The organism is Kitasatospora griseola (assembly GCF_014648555.1).
GTDB lineage: Bacteria > Actinomycetota > Actinomycetes > Streptomycetales > Streptomycetaceae > Kitasatospora > Kitasatospora griseola.
In genome coordinates, this window is record NZ_BMRI01000005.1 from 256,151 (window position 1) to 272,024 (window position 15,874).

20 protein-coding genes are annotated in these 15,874 nt (G+C 72.7%); 9 read left to right on the forward strand and 11 right to left on the reverse strand.

Annotation, left to right across the window (positions count from 1 at the left end; translation table 11 throughout):
* Nucleotides 1–456, reverse strand: a 456-nt coding sequence (locus IEZ12_RS38030; RefSeq protein ID WP_229847355.1) for a sugar isomerase domain-containing protein, incomplete at its 3' end; no start/stop codon positions are given.
* 185 nt (nucleotides 457–641) lie between these two features.
* Between IEZ12_RS38030 and IEZ12_RS09055 the strand changes: the two genes are divergently transcribed.
* Entirely contained in the window at nucleotides 642–1,220 is a 579-nt protein-coding gene (locus tag IEZ12_RS09055) for a DUF4291 domain-containing protein (RefSeq protein ID WP_043914735.1), read from the forward strand.
* A 38-nt stretch (nucleotides 1,221–1,258) separates the two neighbouring features.
* Here IEZ12_RS09055 and IEZ12_RS09060 read toward each other — a convergent pair whose 3' ends face one another.
* Entirely contained in the window at nucleotides 1,259–2,908 is a 1,650-nt protein-coding gene (locus tag IEZ12_RS09060; RefSeq protein WP_100587108.1) for an RICIN domain-containing protein, read from the reverse strand.
* Nucleotides 2,909–3,165: 257 nt separating this feature from the next.
* A complete protein-coding gene (locus IEZ12_RS09065) occupies nucleotides 3,166–3,405 on the reverse strand; it encodes a chaplin (RefSeq protein ID WP_189271534.1) in 240 nt (79 codons plus the stop codon).
* A gap of 253 nt (nucleotides 3,406–3,658) precedes the next feature.
* Between IEZ12_RS09065 and IEZ12_RS09070 the strand changes: the two genes are divergently transcribed.
* The 4 genes from IEZ12_RS09070 to IEZ12_RS09085 all read left to right on the forward strand — a co-directional run bounded on the left by IEZ12_RS09070 (nucleotide 3,659) and on the right by IEZ12_RS09085 (nucleotide 5,237).
* Entirely contained in the window at nucleotides 3,659–3,901 is a 243-nt protein-coding gene (locus tag IEZ12_RS09070; protein ID WP_189271535.1) for a chaplin, read from the forward strand.
* A 178-nt stretch (nucleotides 3,902–4,079) separates the two neighbouring features.
* Nucleotides 4,080–4,322 (forward strand): chaplin, encoded by a 243-nt coding sequence (locus IEZ12_RS09075; RefSeq protein WP_043914739.1) that lies wholly within the window; start codon nucleotides 4,080–4,082, stop codon nucleotides 4,320–4,322.
* 75 nt (nucleotides 4,323–4,397) lie between these two features.
* A complete protein-coding gene (locus IEZ12_RS09080; protein WP_229847356.1) occupies nucleotides 4,398–4,754 on the forward strand; it encodes a chaplin in 357 nt (118 codons plus the stop codon).
* 99 nt (nucleotides 4,755–4,853) lie between these two features.
* Nucleotides 4,854–5,237, forward strand: coding sequence for a hypothetical protein (locus IEZ12_RS09085; RefSeq protein WP_043914741.1), 384 nt, complete (start codon nucleotides 4,854–4,856; stop codon nucleotides 5,235–5,237).
* 72 nt (nucleotides 5,238–5,309) lie between these two features.
* On the opposite strand, the gene IEZ12_RS09090 is transcribed toward IEZ12_RS09085, so the two are convergent.
* A complete protein-coding gene (locus IEZ12_RS09090; RefSeq protein ID WP_189271536.1) occupies nucleotides 5,310–6,017 on the reverse strand; it encodes a hypothetical protein in 708 nt (235 codons plus the stop codon).
* 319 nt (nucleotides 6,018–6,336) lie between these two features.
* Here IEZ12_RS09090 and IEZ12_RS09095 point away from each other — a divergent pair, with 319 nt between their 5' ends.
* From IEZ12_RS09095 to IEZ12_RS09105, 3 genes are all read left to right on the forward strand, one after another.
* Nucleotides 6,337–6,681: a hypothetical protein gene (locus IEZ12_RS09095; RefSeq protein ID WP_043914746.1), complete on the forward strand. Its 345-nt coding sequence runs from the start codon at nucleotides 6,337–6,339 to the stop codon at nucleotides 6,679–6,681.
* 147 nt (nucleotides 6,682–6,828) lie between these two features.
* On the forward strand, nucleotides 6,829–7,176 hold the full coding sequence (locus IEZ12_RS09100) for a hypothetical protein (RefSeq protein ID WP_043914748.1): 348 nt from the start codon (nucleotides 6,829–6,831) through the stop codon (nucleotides 7,174–7,176).
* A 194-nt stretch (nucleotides 7,177–7,370) separates the two neighbouring features.
* The gene (locus IEZ12_RS09105) at nucleotides 7,371–7,628 is read left to right on the forward strand and encodes a hypothetical protein (protein ID WP_043914751.1); all 258 of its coding nucleotides are present in this window, start codon (nucleotides 7,371–7,373) and stop codon (nucleotides 7,626–7,628) included.
* Nucleotides 7,629–7,712: 84 nt separating this feature from the next.
* Here IEZ12_RS09105 and hemB read toward each other — a convergent pair whose 3' ends face one another.
* The 7 genes from hemB to IEZ12_RS09140 form a co-directional block, all read right to left on the reverse strand.
* Nucleotides 7,713–8,693 (reverse strand): porphobilinogen synthase, encoded by a 981-nt coding sequence (gene hemB / locus IEZ12_RS09110; protein WP_189271537.1) that lies wholly within the window; start codon nucleotides 8,691–8,693, stop codon nucleotides 7,713–7,715.
* A 68-nt stretch (nucleotides 8,694–8,761) separates the two neighbouring features.
* Nucleotides 8,762–10,381, reverse strand: a complete 1,620-nt coding sequence (locus IEZ12_RS09115) for a bifunctional uroporphyrinogen-III C-methyltransferase/uroporphyrinogen-III synthase (protein ID WP_189271538.1) — start codon at nucleotides 10,379–10,381, stop codon at nucleotides 8,762–8,764.
* Nucleotides 10,378–11,352 (reverse strand): hydroxymethylbilane synthase, encoded by a 975-nt coding sequence (gene hemC, locus IEZ12_RS09120; RefSeq protein WP_100587325.1) that lies wholly within the window; start codon nucleotides 11,350–11,352, stop codon nucleotides 10,378–10,380. The genes IEZ12_RS09115 and hemC overlap by 4 nt, the downstream gene beginning before the upstream one ends.
* A gap of 41 nt (nucleotides 11,353–11,393) precedes the next feature.
* Nucleotides 11,394–12,779 carry a glutamyl-tRNA reductase gene (locus IEZ12_RS09125; protein WP_189271539.1) on the reverse strand — a complete coding sequence of 462 codons (1,386 nt, stop codon included), beginning with the start codon at nucleotides 12,777–12,779 and terminating at the stop codon, nucleotides 11,394–11,396.
* Between the two features lie 31 nt (nucleotides 12,780–12,810).
* Nucleotides 12,811–13,668, reverse strand: a complete 858-nt coding sequence (locus IEZ12_RS09130) for a redox-sensing transcriptional repressor Rex (RefSeq protein WP_189271609.1) — start codon at nucleotides 13,666–13,668, stop codon at nucleotides 12,811–12,813.
* Between the two features lie 107 nt (nucleotides 13,669–13,775).
* Nucleotides 13,776–14,453 (reverse strand): 3'-5' exonuclease, encoded by a 678-nt coding sequence (locus tag IEZ12_RS09135; RefSeq protein WP_189271540.1) that lies wholly within the window; start codon nucleotides 14,451–14,453, stop codon nucleotides 13,776–13,778.
* Nucleotides 14,454–14,608: 155 nt separating this feature from the next.
* Complete coding sequence (locus tag IEZ12_RS09140; protein WP_100587099.1) at nucleotides 14,609–14,887, reverse strand: glutaredoxin family protein; 279 nt, start codon at nucleotides 14,885–14,887, stop codon at nucleotides 14,609–14,611.
* Nucleotides 14,888–14,986: 99 nt separating this feature from the next.
* On the opposite strand from IEZ12_RS09140, the gene IEZ12_RS09145 reads away from it, so the two are divergent.
* On the forward strand, nucleotides 14,987–15,874 hold an 888-nt coding region (locus tag IEZ12_RS09145), incomplete at its 3' end, for an HAD family hydrolase (RefSeq protein WP_229847357.1).

The window sequence follows — 15,874 nt, forward strand, 5'->3', positions numbered from 1 at the left end:
GGCGGTGTGCTCGGCGGAGGTGACGACGATCAGCGGGTGCCCGTTCTCCTTCGCCAGCCGGGCGAGTTCGACCACGCAGCCGTTGACGCCGGAGTTCGACGCGAGAATGAACACGTCGGCCGGGTGCGGGGCGGTCAACTCCCAGAGCATCGCCGCCGATTCGGTCCCGCGCTCCAGCTCGGAGCCGGACAGGATCTCCACCGGCCGCCCACCGAACAGCACCACGTCGCGCAGCGCGATCCGGTTGCTGGGCACCAGCCCACCGGCCCGCCCCGCGATCTCCATCGCGAACGCCTCGGAGTGACCGGTGCCGAACGCCTGCACGATGCCGTCCGCGGCCAGCGCATCCGCGATCAGCTCGGCGGCCTTCGCCACCTCCTCGGCCTGCGAGCTGCTGACCCGGTCGATGGCGGCGTGGGCGGCGGCGACGAAATCGACCGCAGAGGGGCTGGGCACGTGAACCTCCAGGCGGAGCACTGTGGGACGGCTCACATGGTCGGTCCGGTCCGCCACCGCTGTCAACGACAGGACTAGACCAGTACGGCGGGCGGTGGGCCTTGCGCCTGTCGCGCAGGTTCCGCCCCCTCGGCTTCGCGCCGGGGTACCCCGGTCTTCGCGCCCACCTACGACAGGATGGTCGGATGAACGAGGTGCCGAAGAGACAGATCAGGGCCCGGTACGACGACGAGACGGTGACGGTGTACCAGGCGTTCCGGCCCGAGATCGGTGACCCCGCGGTCGCGGACGGGCGGTGGCCGGAGGCGTTCTCGGTGGAGCGGATGACGTGGATCAAGCCGTCGTTCCGCTGGCTGATGTACCGGAGCGACTGGGCGCGCGCCGAGGGGCAGTCGCGGATCCTCGGGGTGGTGATCAGCCGCCGGGGATTCGATGCCGCGCTGGAGGCGGCGGTGCTGAGCGGCTACAAGCCGGGGGTGCACGCCTCGAAGGCCGAGTGGCAGCGGGCGTTGCGGCGCAGTCCGGCCCGGGTGCAGTGGGATCCGGAGCGGGATCTGGATCTCCGGCCGTTGCCGCACCGGTCGTTGCAGCTGGGGCTGAGCGGGGAGCTGGTGCGGCGCTACGCCGGGGAGTGGCTGGTGCGGATCGAGGATCTGACGCCACTGGCCCGGGAGTTGCACGCCACCAGGGACGCCGCGCTGCTGCCGCCGGAGCGGCCGTACCCGATGCCGCCGGGTGCGGCCGTCCGGCTGGGTGCGGCCTGACGGAGGTCGCCGGGGCGGCTCTCCGTCAGGCCGGGGGATCAGCCGTGCAGGTAGACGATGCCGAGCTTGGTCAGCTGCCAGTGCTGCGCGGCGGAGCCGTTGTCGGCGGCCAGCTGGACCAGCTGGTTGCCCTGGGCGTCGGTCTGGGCGGAGGCGGTGGCCAGCTTGGTGGCGTCCTGGGAGTCGGCGAGCTTGTAGGTGCCGTCGCCGACCGGCTGCAGGAGCCAGTGCTGGTTGCCGCCGCCGTTGCAGCCCCACTGCTGGATCTTGGCGCCGGGCGCGGTGGAGGCCCCGGAGACGTCCAGGCACATGTTCCGGTTGCCGCTGAAGTCGAGTTCGAAGGAGCCGCCGGCCTTGATCTCGAACACGAAGGACTGGTTCAGGCCGCCGGTGGCCGGATAGGTGATCGCGGTGCGGCCGTTGGTGGAGTCACCGTAGGTGCCGCCGCCGGACAGGTCGAGCACCTTGCCGTTGGCCTGGTTGGTGAGCTGGTACCAGGCGCCGTCCTCGGGGGTGTCCGGGAACGGCTTGCCGGGGGTGAGCCCGGTGATCGAGGTGCCGTTCTGCTGGTTGAGCGAGCAGAACGCCTGGGCGAGTCCGGACTGCTGGTAGAACTGCCGCAGGCAGGCCGCCTCGGCGGCGTAGCCGGCCACCCGCAGGTGGTACGACTGGCGGACGTTGTTCATGCACAGGCCCGGGATGGAGATCGGAGTGTCGCAGCCGTTGCGGGTGCTCTCCGACAGGTCGATCACGTCGCCGTTGGTGTACTCGTACGGCGAGCTGGTCCACTCCGCGCAGACCTCGTGGCCGAAGGCGACCCGCCGCTGGTCGAGGTAGCGCACGCCCGGCACACCGGAGGCGGCCTCGCGCAGCGCGTCGCTCAGCGTGGGGACGACCCAGTTGTGGCCCCAGGCGAGGTCCTCGGGGAAGGCCGGGCAGCCGTCCGCGACCTTGCCGACGTAGTCGTTGCGCCGGATGTCGGGGGTGATCGGGTTGAAGTACGACTGGTAGACGAGCTGGTATGAGTCGTCGGAGTAGCCGGCCTTCCGCATGGTGTTGCGGATGTTGGTCAGCGCGGCCGTCACCTTGGGCTTGACCCCGGCGGCGCGCCGGGTGATCTCGGCGCTGCCAATGGTGTCGCGGCAGCCCTGGGACTGCGGGATCGGGAAGTACTGGGCCAGGCAGGACATCATGATGTTGGCGAACTCGAAGTCGTCGTTCGCGCCGATCGTGACGACGACCATCTTCACGTCGTAGTCGGCGGCGGTGGCGGCCAGTTGGACGTCCTGCTTGGCCTCGCCGAAGTCGCCGCTGCCCGGTCCGGTGATCTTCGCCAGCTCGGGATCGCTGACCAGGTCGCCGGTCTGCGCGCCGGAGCAGGCCAGGTCGATCGGGGTGACGCCGGGGAGCTGGGTCACGAAGATCTCGGACTTGGTGGAGCGGTGGCAGTAGTTGGTGGGGCTGTCCGTGCCGGGGACGTAGTCGTCGTTGGTGTCGGTGCCGGCGCCCTCGCCGGAGATCGCACTGTCGCCGAGGGCAACGATGGCGGCGGGCTTGCCCGCACTGGGCGAGGCGGCCTGGGCGGTGGCGGCGGTGCCGAAGCCGGAGCCGAGGCCGAGGGCGGCCAGCAGCGCGGCGGTGGCGAGCAGGGCTGGGGGCCTGCGGCGGACCGTGGGTGTCCTGGACACTCATGACTCCTTGCGGGGTGGGGGATCGCCCGGCGGGTGCCGGGCGGCGCGGAGCATGGGGGAACCGGGCCGAAACCCGGCGAACATGAGGCAGGCTCACATGCTAGGTACTGACAGGTAACACAACAAGACTCGCGGCGCGACCTGACCGGAGTACTGAGACGTTCCGTCAGGAAGACGTCCCGAAAACGCAGTTGAGCCGCCGTCCGCACCGCTGATGCGGTGCGGACGGCGGCTCGATCTGCCAGGGGCTGCGGTCAGCCGCCGTTGATGCAGGTGTTGCCGAACGCCGGGTTCAGCAGGCCGACGATGTTGATCGAGTTGCCGCACAGGTTGACCGGGATGTGGATCGGGACCTGGACCTGGTTGCCGGACACCACACCGGGGGAGTTGGCGGCGACGCCCTCGGCCTCGCTGCTCGCCATGGCGGAACCCGCACCGACGGCGACGATGCCCGCGACAGCGGCGCCGACCGCGGCAGCCTTCTTGATGCTCATTTGAGTCTCCTCTTTAAATCAGATCTTCCAATTGCCGCGCCGGGGCTACCGGAAGGAAGCACACGGGACGTGCACTCAGCCAACGAGACCCCTCCGGAACAGTTGCGCCGTTCTTCGGACAATCACCCGTCCGGCGTAACCGCAGCATTCGGGTGAACGGCTCGGAGGATCGGCGAACTCGCCCGTTTCCCCCGCCGTACTGGTTCGTTCTTCCTGGCGAACCCGATCCACCCGCAAGAAATGAGACTTCACCATGCGCAAGCTCGCCTTCGGCGCCTTCGGCTCCGCCGCCGCCGCGACCCTGCTGCTCGGCACCGCCGGTGCGGCCGTGGCCAGCAGCGACGCCGAGGGTGTCGCCGCCGGCTCGGCCGGCGTCGTGTCCGGCAACCAGATCCAGGTCCCGGTGCACGTCCCGATCAACCTGTGCGGCAACACGATCGACGTCATCGCTGCGCTGAACCCGGCCTTCGGCAACACCTGCGTCAACGGCGGCTGACGCCGGCGGAGTCCGGCGCGCGGCGCCGACGCAGCGCCGACCGCCCAAACCACGGGCGACACGCGGGTCATGGGCCGCGTGAGTGACATTCCCGGCAGATCCCGAAAACAGCGGGCGATGATGCGATCGCCCGACCCCGACCTTCCACAGTCGGGCAGAACGTGAGGAAGAGAAAGTCATGCGCAACTTCAAGAAGGCCGCGGTCCTGTCCGTCGCCGCCACCGGTCTGATGCTCGGCTCGGCCGGCCTGGCCAACGCCTCCTCCGAGGCCGAGGGCGTCGCCGCCAACTCCCCCGGCGTGCTCTCCGGCAACCAGATCCAGGTCCCGGTGCACGTCCCGATCAACCTGTGCGGCAACACCATCGACATCATCGCGCTGCTGAACCCGGCCTTCGGCAACACCTGCGTCAACGGCGGCTGAACCGCCTGATGCCGCGCCGCGCCCGCTCGGCGCGGCGCACCAACTCCCCGTTGTGATCTAGGAGATCAAACCCTCATGCGCAACTTCAAGAAGGCCGCGGTCCTGTCCGTCGCCGCCGCCGGCCTGGTCCTCGGCTCGGCCGGCCTGGCCAACGCCTCCGCCGAGGCCGAGGGCGTCGCCGCCAACTCCCCCGGCGTGCTCTCCGGCAACCAGATCCAGGTCCCGGTGCACGTCCCGGTCAACGTCTGCGGCAACTCGATCAACATCATCGGCCTGCTGAACCCGGCGTTCGGCAACACCTGCGTCAACGCCGACTCCGGCGACGAGCCCGAGCACGTGGCGGCACCGGTCAAGCACGAGCAGGAGCCGCCGGCCAAGCACGAGCACGAGCACGAGCACCACCACCACGAGCCGGTCGAGGACTGCGACTGACCGGCCCCGGCCGCTCACCAGCCCGTGCATACTGCCCCTCGGCCGCCGGCCGAGGGGCAGTGCTCGTACCCGCCCCTCTCACCCCCGAAGGAATGGCCGATGTCCCGGACCACCACCGGCGCGCTGGCCGCGCTCGGCACCGCCCTGCTGCTCGGCGGCGCCACTGCCCAGGCCGCGCACGCCGAGACCGAACAGCTCGGCGGGCTCCCGCTGCCCACCACCCACCTGCAGCCCACCGACGCCAAGCAGGCCCTCGGCGGCACCACCGCCGGGCTCGGCTACGCGGTCGCCCCGGTCAAGGACCTGCGGCTCGACCCGTGGGCCAACTCCTCCGCCGACCTGCTCAACAACGGTGTCGCGGTGGTCCCCGACAACGGGCTCGGCCCGGTCGGCACCGGCACGCTCACCGGACCGCTGTCCGCCGGCGGCGGGGCCAAGAACCTCCCGCTGGCCGGCCCGCTGCTCACCGCGCTGCCAATCTGACCCGCGCCCGGCAGCCGTACGGCCCGGCCTCCCCGAGGGGCAGCCGGGCCGTACGGTCCTTCTGGCATGCCGTCACACCTGCGACTGGTCCAGCGCGCCGGTGAGGGTCTGCGCCGGGCCGGCCTGGTTGAGCATCTCGCCCGTCATGGAGGTCGTGGTGGCGGCCAGCGCCTTCACCGAGTCGGTGACCGAGATCTGGTCCTGCTCGCCGCCGAGCGAGGCCTTGGCGCCCGGCACGGCCTGCACGGGGGCGGTCACCAGGTGCGGGTCCACCTTGTCCAGGGACAGCGCGGCGTCGGTCAGTTCGCCGCTCTCGCTGCGGACGAAGGTGACCGGCTGGCCCAGGCCCACCGCCGGTCCGGCCAGGTTCAGCGGGGCGGCCGGAGCGTCCAGGTCCAGGGTGCCGAGCTTCGCGCCCCGGTCCGCCTCGGGCAGCGGCAGGGTGGCGCCCAGCGACGGGCCCAGCTTGGTGCCGTTGAGGGCGGGCAGGATGTGGTCCGGGATCGGCTGGGTCGGGCTCTGGCCGGTGTCGGTGGGCGGCAGCAGCGGCGAGCTCGGGATGCCGCCGTGGATCTCGCCGCCGTCCGCGAGCAGCGGCAGCGGCGACATCGCGGTGCTGAGCGGAATGCTGAACGGCACCTCCTTGGTGGCCAGCCCGTCCTCCAGCGCGGCGACCTCGGACGGGGTCTTCGGGGCCGCCTGGGCCACGCCCTGCGCCGCAGCCACGCCGGCGCCGACCGCCAGCAGCAGGGCGCCGGTGGCCCGCTTGGAGAGCTTCATGGTGTCCGCCGTTCGTTCGATATCCGGTAATTCGGTAGGTCGGTCATTCGGTACGTCGGTCATTCCGTATGACTTCTCGTGGCACCGTCGACCCCGAGGGTAATTCGGGTGCGGCGCACACACCTTGGCGAACGAGCCAGCTCCCTCACGGATAGCGGCAGTTAACCTGAACGGACCAATAATCGGACCGGCACGCAGGGAAACCGGTGATCCTCGACGAATTTTCTCCGCCCCCGTAACTTTCCTGTTCGCCATTCTTTGATCCCGACGACGACGGGGCAGCACCCCTCGAACGGCATTTCAGAGAGGTATCTCCACCATGCTCAAGAAGTCCTTGGCCACCGTGGGCCTGGCCGCCGCCGCGCTGGCCGCGGTGTCCACCCCCGCCGTCGCGATCGGCGACGCGGACGGTTCCGCCGCCACCATCCAGGGGAATGGCGGCACCAACTCCAGCGGCACCTGGGGCAACCACAGCCCGAACTTCCACTTCGCCGACAACCCGAACATCTGCCTGCCGGAGATCCACAACGTCGGCGTGGCAGTGCTCGGCATCGCCGTCCCGGTCGAGGTCCAGGCGCTCAACAACCAGCCCAAGCAGACCTGTGTGGTCGGCCAGGGCACTGTCGGCAGCGGCGACGGCGGCGTCTCCCACCTGGTCGGCTGACGCACCGTCACTGCCCTGGCGCGGAACCCCGGTTCCGCGCCCCATGACCCGCCCGGTCCGTTCCCCCGGCCGGGCGGTCGGCCCCGGCGCGAGCCACGCGCAAGGGGTTGCTGCTCCACTCCATCAGATCCGAAAAGGAATGACCCCATGATCAAGAAGGCTCTCGCCGCCGTCGGCGTCGTCGCCGCCGGTTTCGCCATGTCCGCCTCCCCCGCGATGGCCATCGGCGACGCGGACGGCTCCGCGGCCTCCATCCAGGGCGACGGCGGCACCAACGCCACCGGCACCCACGGCAACCACAGCCCGAACAACCACGTGCTGGACAACCCGAACATCTGCCTGCCCGACATCCACAACATCGGCGTGGGCGCCCTCATCGGCATCGTCGTCCCGGTCGAGGTCGACGCGCTCAACAACGGCGCCAAGCAGACCTGCGACATCGGCCAGAACACCGCCACCAGCGGCGACGGCGGCGTCTCCCACCTGATCGGCTGATCCTTCCCCGGTCACAGCCGACCGCCGGGTCCGGGGCCAGCCCCGGGCCCGGCGGTTCCGTGTCTCCGGCCGCGCACCACCCGTTCGTCCGCGGCGCGATCGGGTGACCGGAGCACCCGTGGGCGCGTGCAGCGCCCCACCGGCCGCACCCCGTGTTGACCTTGAGACAGCATCGACGCAGAGAGGAACTCTCCATGAAGAGCAAGCTGGGCAAGGCCGTCGTCACCACGGTCGCCGCGCTCGCGCTGGCCGGCATCGCCGCGCCCGCCTCCGCGACCGTCGTGGCCGGCGGCGGCGAGGAGGGCGTCATCACCGCCCACGAGCCCTTCCTCGCGGGCCACGGCGGCGGCGTCGCCGCGACCGACCACATCTTCACCATGGGTGGCGGCGGCGGCTGGGCCACCTCCACCGCCCTCGGCGGCGGCGGTGGCGGCATCATCGCCATGGACTGACCCCGCGTCACCCCGAAGGGCGCGACCGCCACTCCCGGCGGTCGCGCCCTTCGGCCTGTCGGCGGCCCGTACCCGGGCCCGGCGTCAGCGCACCAGGCGGGCCGCCTCGGTGGCCCAGTAGGTGAGGATCTGCTCGGCGCCGGCCCGGCGGATCGAGGTGAGGGTCTCCAGGATGGTCCGCTCGCGGTCGATCCAGCCGTTGGCGGCGGCGGCCTCGACCATCGAGTACTCGCCGGACACCTGGTAGGCGGAGACCGGCACCGGGGAGACGTCGGCGATCCGGCGCAGGATGTCCAGGTAGGCCATCGCGGGCTTGACCATCACCATGTCGGCGCCCTCGGCGAGGTCCTGCTCCAGCTCGCGCAGCGCCTCGCGGGCGTTGGCCGGGTCCTGCTGGTAGGTCTTGCGGTCGCCCTTCAGCGAGGAGCCGACGGCCTCCCGGAACGGGCCGAAGAACGCGGAGGCGTACTTCGCGGTGTACGCGAGGACGCCGACGTCCTGGTGGCCAGCGTCGTCCAGCGCCCGGCGGATGACCGCGACCTGACCGTCCATCATCCCGGACGGGCCGACCAGGTGGACGCCCGCGTCGGCCTGCACCACGGCCATCTCGGCGTAGCGCTCCAGGGTGGCGTCGTTGTCGACCGAGCCGTCCGCGGCGAGCACGCCGCAGTGGCCGTGGTCGGTGTACTCGTCCAGGCACAGGTCGGACATCACCACGAGGGCGTCGCCGACCTCGGAGACCACGTCGCGGATGGCGAGCTGCAGGATGCCCTCGGGGCTGGTGCCCTCGGAGCCGATCGCGTCCTGCACCTCGGGGACGCCGAACAGCATGATGCCGCCGACGCCGGCCTCGGCGGCCTCCACGGCGGCCCGGCGCAGGGTGTCGCGGGTGTGCTGGACGACGCCCGGCATAGCGGTGATCGGCTTCGGCTCGGTGAGGCCCTCGCGGACGAACGCCGGCAGGACCAGCTCGGCCGGGTGCAGCCGGGTCTCGGCGACCAGGCGACGCATCGCGGGGGTGGAGCGCAGACGGCGTGGGCGGACGGACGGGAATTCGGCGGACACTTCGAAGGCTCCCTGAGTCGCTGAGAAGACGTCAGGGGGAGGCCGTCGGGCCTCCCCCTGACGGAGGGTCAACGCGCCTTGCGGCGCGAACCGGGGCGGCGTTCGCTCGGCCGGTAGACCGGCTCGCCCGCCGCGGTGGCGGCGTCCCGGCGGTTGGCCCCGAAGTCGGCCAGCGCCTGGGCGAGCGCGGACGCGGACGGGGCCGGGGCCATCACGTCGACCCGCAGGCCGTGCTCCTCCGCCGTCTTGGCGGTGGCCGGGCCGATGCAGGCGATGACGGTCACGTTGTGCGGCTTGCCGGCGATGCCGACCAGGTTCCGGACGGTCGAGGACGAGGTGAACAGCACCGCGTCGAAACCGCCGCCCTTGATCGCCTCGCGGGTCTCGGCCGGCGGCGGCGAGGCGCGCACCGTCCGGTACGCCGTCACGTCGTCGACCTCCCAGCCGAGCTCGACCAGGCCGGCCACCAGGGTCTCGGTGGCGATGTCGGCGCGCGGCAGCAGCACCCGGTCGATCGGGTCGAACACCGGGTCGTACGGCGGCCAGTCCTCCAGCAGGCCGGCGGCGGACTGCTCGCCGGACGGCACCAGGTCGGGCTTCACGCCGAAGTCGACCAGCGCCTGCGCGGTGGTCTCGCCGACCGCCGCGACCTTGATGCCGGCGAACGCCCGGGCGTCCAGGCCGTACTCCTCGAACTTCTCCCGGACGGCCTTGACGGCGTTCACCGAGGTGAAGGCGATCCACTCGTAGCGGCCGGTGACCAGGCCCTTGATCGCCCGCTCCATCTGCTGCGGGGTGCGCGGCGGCTCGACCGCGATGGTCGGCACCTCCTGCGGCACCGCGCCGTAGGAGCGCAGCTGCTCGGACAGGCCGTGCGCCTGCTCCTTGGTGCGCGGGACGAGGACGTTCCAGCCGAACAGCGGCTTGGTCTCGAACCACGAGTGCGAGGCGCGGTGCGCGACCTGCTCGCCGACCACGGCTATCACCGAGGTCGCCGGGTCCACCGGGGCGGAGACCGGCGAGGGCAGCACCCGGGCGGCCTTCAGGTCGGCGGCGATCGCGGACAGCATGGAGGTGAAGGTGCGCTGCCGGGTGGTGGTGCCGGACAGCGTCGCCGACAGCGCCGCGTCGGGCTTGCGGCCGTGCGCCACCAGGGCGTTCGCGGTCGCGGGCAGCTGGCCCAGGGTGGTGCGGACCACCAGCGTGGTCTCGGGCGCGCCCAGGTCGACCAACTGGCCGCCGAGCAGCGCCTCGCCGTCCACGAACCGGACGTCCGCGCCCTGGTCGCCGCGGAGCGGCACGCCCGCGTAGGCGGGCACGCCCACCGACTGGGCGACGCCGGGGACGACCTCGAACGGGACGCCGGCCTTGGCGCAGCGCAGCATCTCCTGGGCGGCGCAGCCGTCCAGGCCGGGGTCGCCGTCCACGGTGCGGACCAGATGGCGGCCGGCCTTGACCGCGTCGGCGGCCAGGTCGCACAGCTCCTTGCCGGTCTCGGCCGGGTCGAGCACCTGGACGCCGCTGGGGCAGTGGGTGCGCACCGCGGCGGCGGTCAGCGGGTCGGCGATCAGCACGTCGGCGGTGCTGAGCACGTCGACGGCGCGCAGGGTGAGCAGTCCGGGGTCGCCGGGGCCGGCGCCGAGGAAGGTGCAGCGCCCTGCGGGCGGGTGGAATCCGGCGGCGGTCATCGGGCGCGCTCCCCCATCAGGTCGGCCGCTCCGGTGTCGAGCAGCCGGGTGGCCAGGGCGCGGCCCAGGGCCGCGGCCTGCTCCTCGGCGGTCTCGTCGGGGACGAGCGGGCCGTTGGCGGACATCTTCAGCAGTTCGGCGCCATCGGTGGTGCCGACCGCGCCGTCCAGGCGCAGTTCGGTGCCGGCCCAGGTGGCCAGCGCGGCGACCGGCGCGGAGCAGCCGGCCTCCAGGGTGGCCAGCAGGGCGCGCTCGGCGACCACGGCGGCCCGGGTGGGGGCGTGGTCGAGCCGGGACAGCACGGCGGCCAGGGCCGGGTCGACGCACTCGATCGCGAGCGCGCCCTGCCCGGGGGCGGGCAGCATCAGCGCGGTGTCGAGGTGCTCGGTGATCTCGCCGGAGCGGCCGAGCCGGTTCAGGCCGGCGGTGGCCAGCACCACGGCGTCGAGCTCGCCGGAGGTGACGTAGTTGATGCGGGTGTCGACGTTGCCGCGGATCGCGACGGTCTCCAGGTCCGCGTCGTGGGCCCGGGCCCAGGCGTTGAGCTGGGCCATCCGCCGCGGGGAGCCGGTGCCTATCCGGACGGTGCGGCCGCCGGCCTTGCCGACCAGCTCGGCCAGGGTGAGGCCGTCGCGGGCGACCAGGGAGTCCCGGACGTCCTCGCGCTCGGGGACAGCGGCCAGCAGCAGCCCGGCGGGCGCGGCGGTCGGCAGGTCCTTGAGCGAGTGGACGGCCAGGTCGATGCGGCCCTCCAGCAGGGCGTCGCGCAGCGCGGAGACGAACACACCGGTGCCGCCGATCTGCGCCAGCGACTCCCGGGAGACGTCCCCGTAGGTGGTGATCTCGACCAGCTCCACCCGGCGGCCGGTGATCTTGGCCACCTCCTCGGCGACCATGCCCGACTGGGCCATGGCGAGGGCGCTGCGGCGGGTACCGAGGCGCAGCGGCGTCACTGTCTCTGGACCATTCATGAGGTGATCGTCCTGGTCGTGCTGGGGGGCTGACGGGGTGTTCATCTGGGTGCTCCGGCGGGCGGGGCGACGGCGGCCTGGGCGGCGGGGATGCCGCCGGCCGGGATCGAGGACCCGGCCCGGTCGCCGACCGGGGTGCCGGAGACAGCGTGCACTGCCGCCGGGTCCAAGTCGAACAACTCGCGCAGGGCTTCCGCGTAGGAGGCCCCGCCGGGTTCGCCGGCGAGCTGCTTGACCTTGACGGTCGGGGCGTGCAGCAGTTTGTCGACCACCCGGCGGACGGTCTGCGAGATCTCCGCGCTGGAGCGCTCGTCCAGGTCGGGCAGCCGGGAGGTGAGCCGGGCGAGTTCGCTGCGGACCACCTCGGAGGCCATGGCGCGCAGGGCGACCACGGTGGGGGCGATCCGGGCGGCGCGCTGCGCCTGGCCGAAGGCGGTGACCTCGTCGCCGACGATGGTGGTGACGGCGTCCACGTCGCCCGCGCCGGGGCTGGCGGCGTGCGCGTGGGAGAGGCTCTCCAGGTCGACCAGCAGGGCGCCGTCGAGCCGGTGCACGGCGTGGTCGACGTCCCGCGGCATGGCGAGGTCGAGGAAGGCGAGCGGCTGCTCGGCGGTGCGGGCGGCGACCGCGGCGGCCACCTCGGCGGCGTCGATGACGGTGCCGGCCGCGCCGGTGCAGGAGATCACCAGGTCCACCTCGGCGAGCGCCTGCGGGACCTGGTCGAAGTCCAGGGTGCGGGCGGCGCCGCCGAGGATCTCCGCCAGGCGCTCGGCGCGGGCCGGGGTGCGGTTGGCGATCTGCAGATCGGTGACGCCGGAGCGGACCAGGGTGGCGGCGGCCAGCGAGCTCATCGAGCCCGCGCCGACCACCAGGGCGCGCTTGCCGGCGACCGGGCCGGCGCCGGCGGCGACCTGCTCCAGGCCGAAGGTGACCAGCGACTGGCCGGCCTTGTCGATGCCGGTCTCGCTGTGCGCCCGCTTGCCGACCCGCAGGGCCTGCTGGAACAGCTCGTTCAGGCCGCGGCCCGCGGTGTGCTCGTCCTGGGCCTTGGCCAGGGCGTCGCGCAGCTGGCCGAGGATCTGGCCCTCGCCGACGACCATCGAGTCCAGACCGCAGGCCACCGAGAACAGGTGGTGGACGGCGCGGTCCTCGTAGTGCACGTACAGGTGCGGGGTGAGCTCGTCGATGTCGACGCCGCTGTGCCCGGCGAGCAGCTGGGACAGCTCGGCGACGCCGGCGTGGAACTTGTCCACGTCGGCGTACAGCTCGATCCGGTTGCAGGTGTTGACCAGCGCCGCCTCGGCGACGGTCGCCGAGGCGGCGGCGTCGTGCAGCAGCCGGGTCGGGGTCTCGCCGGTGAGCGCGGCGCGCTCCAGCACGCCGACCGGTGCGGTCCGGTGGCTCAGACCGACTACCAGAAGACTCATGCCCCCACCTCGTCGTGACGGATGTTCGTGCTCACGCCGGCATCACCGCGGACAGGTCGTCCTCGGGGCCCTGGGCGGCCGGGGCGTTCTTCGCCGGCTCGGCCGACTTGCCGCCGCCGGCGGCGCGGCGCAGCTTGGCGGCCGCGGCGCGGACCGGCCCGGGGGCGCGGTCGAGCACCGAGTCGCCGGCGGGCTCGTCGCCGGCCTTGCGCTGCTCGTGGAAGGCGAGGATCTGCAGCTCGATCGAGAGGTCGACCTTGCGCACGTCCACGCCGTCCGGGACGGTCAGCACGGTGGGGGCGAAGTTCAGGATGCTGGTGACGCCGGCCTCGACCAGGCGGTCGCAGACCAGCTGGGCGGCGCCGGGCGGGGTGGTGATGACGCCGATGGAGACGTGCTGGGAGACGACGATGTCCTCCAGCTCGTCCATGTGCCGCACCGGCAGGCCGGCGGCGGTGCTGCCGACCACGTTGGGGTCGGCGTCCAGCAGGGCGGCCACCCGGAATCCGCGGGACGCGAAGCCGCCGTAGTTGGCGAGCGCGTGGCCGAGGTTTCCGATGCCCACGATGACGACCGGCCAGTCCTGGGTGAGGCCGAGCTCGCGGGAGATCTGGTAGACGAGGTACTCCACGTCGTAGCCGACGCCGCGGGTGCCGTAGGACCCGAGGTAGGAGAAGTCCTTGCGCAGCTTGGCGGAGTTCACGCCGGCCGCGGCGGCCAGCTCCTCGGAGGAGACGGTCGGCACGGAACGCTCGGACAGCGCGGTCAGCGCCCGCAGGTAGAGCGGGAGTCGGGCCACGGTCGCCTCCGGAATGCCCCGCGCACGCGAGGTCCGGCGCGCGGCGCCCGGGTCGGGCGTCTGCGAACTGCTGGGGGAGGGTCGGCCGATTGCCACGTTGCTCCTGTGGGTGAAGCTGGGCTTGGACCGCCAGGCTATGCGTTTGTGAACGTGTGCACAAAGATGGTGTCCGATTTGTCCCCGAACAGTGACACGCATCACTCGTAACCCGCCGCGCCGACCAGCGGACGCGACCCCTCCGCTCCGGCCGGCCACGGACCCAGCGGCGCCCACCGGCGCAGCAGCCGCACCGGCTCCCGGGAACCTGCCGAACGGCCCGGCGCCAGCCGCGGCCACGGCACCGCGGCGGCGGCCGGAACGGGCTCCTGGGCCGCGCTGCCGACCCGGCGGCAGTGCCGCAGCAGCTCCACGGTGGCCTGCGCGTCGCCGAGCGCGGTGTGCGCCGGGAACCAGCCGAGCCCGGCCGCCTCCACGCACGCCGACAGTCCGAACCCGCCCGCCTGCGGCAGCAGCCGACGGGCCAGCCGCATCGTGCACAGCGTCGGCACCGTCGGCAGCACCACGCCGATCCGCGCGAACTCCCGCTCCAGGAACGCCCGGTCGCAGGTCACGTGGTGCCCGACCAGCACCCGGTCGGCCAGCAGCTCCAGCAACCACGGCGCGATCTGCCGGAACCGGGGCGCGCCGACCACGTCCTCCTGCGCTATCCGGTGCACGTGCGTCGGCCCGACCGGTCCGGCCGGATCGAGCAGCGTGGCGAACTCCCGCTCGGTGCGCAGGGCCGCGTCCAGCTGCACCACGGCGACCTCGACCACCCGGTGGCGCCAGGGGCTGCGACCGGTGGCCTCGACGTCGACGACGGCATAGCCGTTCATCGCGCCCTCCTCTTGCACGGCCCCCGGCGGACACGGAAAGACGTTCGATGGTATGCCGGAACCCGGTCGAACTCCTAGGGCCGAGACAGTCGAACGTCCACGAAGGACCGCCCGGGCGGGCCGGTGCGAGGAGGGTCACACCGGCCGGGCGGGGGTCAGGCCAGCGCCTTGCGCAGCCGCTGCTCGTCCACCCGCCAGAAGTCGTGCTGGCGGCCGTCGATCAGGGTCACCGGGATCTGCTCGGCGTACTGCTCGTACAGCGCCGCGTCCTGCAGGATGTCCTTCTCCTCGAAGCCGACGCCGAGCTCCTCCACCACCTTGAGGATCACCTCCCGGGCGTCCTCGCACAGGTGGCAGCCGGGCTTGCCGATCAGCGTCACCACGGTGTCGGCCGGATTCTTCTTGTCACGTCGCAGCAGGCTCACAGCGCCCATTCTGCCGTCGCTCACACCGCTGCCCCGGATGCCCCTCGTTCACCGCCGCGGCACTCCGCGGTCACGGGGCCGGAGGGCCCGGCTGACTATGCTCGTCGCATGGCAGCGCTGCGAAGGCTCACCCGGTCGAGGCGTTCCACCGACGAACGGACCGCCCTGGCGGGCGAGGCCGCGGCCGACGCCGCCCAGGAACAGCTGGGCCCGGACGGCACGGAGCCCGGACGGCCCAAGGCCCCCGAGGGCGACCACACCCCGGTGCCCGGCGACGTCCGGGCCGCCGCGTTCTTCGACTGCGACAACACCATCCTGCGCGGCGCCGCGATCTTCTACCTCGGCGTCGGCCTGTACCGGCGGCGCTTCTTCACCCGCCGCGACCTGGTCCGGTTCGCCTGGCAGCAGGCCGCGTTCCGGCTGCGCGGCTCCGAGAACCCCGAGCACATCGCCGACGCCCGGGACAGCGCGCTCGGCCTGGTCGCCGGCAAGCGCACCGCCGACCTGGAGCGGATCTGCGAGGAGATCTTCGAACCCGTCCTCGCCGAGAAGGTCTGGCCCGGCACCCGCGCCCTGGTCCAGATGCACCTGGACGCCGGACAGCGGGTCTGGCTGGTCACCGCCGCCCCGCAGGAGGTCGCCCGGCTGATCGCCCGCCGGCTCGGCATGACCGGCGCGCTCGGCACCGTCGCCGAGACCCGCGACGGCGAGTACACCGGCAAGCTGGTCGGCGGCATGCTGCACGGCCCCGCCAAGGCCGCCGCCGTCCAGGCGCTGGCCCGCCGCGAGCACCTCGACCTGGCCCGCTGCGCCGCGTTCAGCGACTCCGCCAACGACATCCCGATGCTCAGCCTGGTCGGCCACCCGTACGTGATCAACCCGGACGCGGCGCTGCGCCGGCACGCCCGGGCGATGGGCTGGCGGGTGCGGGACTTCCGCACCGGACGCAAGGCCGTCCGGGTCGGCATCCCCGCGGCGGCCGCGCTCGGTGTCGCG

Bases quoted from the DNA above. Each gene is read 5' to 3' on its own strand.
- IEZ12_RS09055 (WP_043914735.1), top strand. From the start codon at position 642: ATGAACGAGGTGCCGAAGAGACAGATCAGGGCCCGGTACGACGACGAG.
- IEZ12_RS09065 (WP_189271534.1), bottom strand. From the start codon at position 3,405: ATGAGCATCAAGAAGGCTGCCGCGGTCGGCGCCGCTGTCGCGGGCATC.
- IEZ12_RS09070 (WP_189271535.1), top strand. From the start codon at position 3,659: ATGCGCAAGCTCGCCTTCGGCGCCTTCGGCTCCGCCGCCGCCGCGACC.
- IEZ12_RS09075 (WP_043914739.1), top strand. From the start codon at position 4,080: ATGCGCAACTTCAAGAAGGCCGCGGTCCTGTCCGTCGCCGCCACCGGT.
- IEZ12_RS09080 (WP_229847356.1), top strand. From the start codon at position 4,398: ATGCGCAACTTCAAGAAGGCCGCGGTCCTGTCCGTCGCCGCCGCCGGC.
- IEZ12_RS09085 (WP_043914741.1), top strand. From the start codon at position 4,854: ATGTCCCGGACCACCACCGGCGCGCTGGCCGCGCTCGGCACCGCCCTG.
- IEZ12_RS09090 (WP_189271536.1), bottom strand. From the start codon at position 6,017: ATGAAGCTCTCCAAGCGGGCCACCGGCGCCCTGCTGCTGGCGGTCGGC.
- IEZ12_RS09095 (WP_043914746.1), top strand. From the start codon at position 6,337: ATGCTCAAGAAGTCCTTGGCCACCGTGGGCCTGGCCGCCGCCGCGCTG.
- IEZ12_RS09100 (WP_043914748.1), top strand. From the start codon at position 6,829: ATGATCAAGAAGGCTCTCGCCGCCGTCGGCGTCGTCGCCGCCGGTTTC.
- IEZ12_RS09105 (WP_043914751.1), top strand. From the start codon at position 7,371: ATGAAGAGCAAGCTGGGCAAGGCCGTCGTCACCACGGTCGCCGCGCTC.
- IEZ12_RS09115 (WP_189271538.1), bottom strand. From the start codon at position 10,381: ATGACCGCCGCCGGATTCCACCCGCCCGCAGGGCGCTGCACCTTCCTC.
- hemC (WP_100587325.1), bottom strand. From the start codon at position 11,352: ATGAATGGTCCAGAGACAGTGACGCCGCTGCGCCTCGGTACCCGCCGC.
- IEZ12_RS09125 (WP_189271539.1), bottom strand. From the start codon at position 12,779: ATGAGTCTTCTGGTAGTCGGTCTGAGCCACCGGACCGCACCGGTCGGC.
- IEZ12_RS09135 (WP_189271540.1), bottom strand. From the start codon at position 14,453: ATGAACGGCTATGCCGTCGTCGACGTCGAGGCCACCGGTCGCAGCCCC.
- IEZ12_RS09140 (WP_100587099.1), bottom strand. From the start codon at position 14,887: ATGGGCGCTGTGAGCCTGCTGCGACGTGACAAGAAGAATCCGGCCGAC.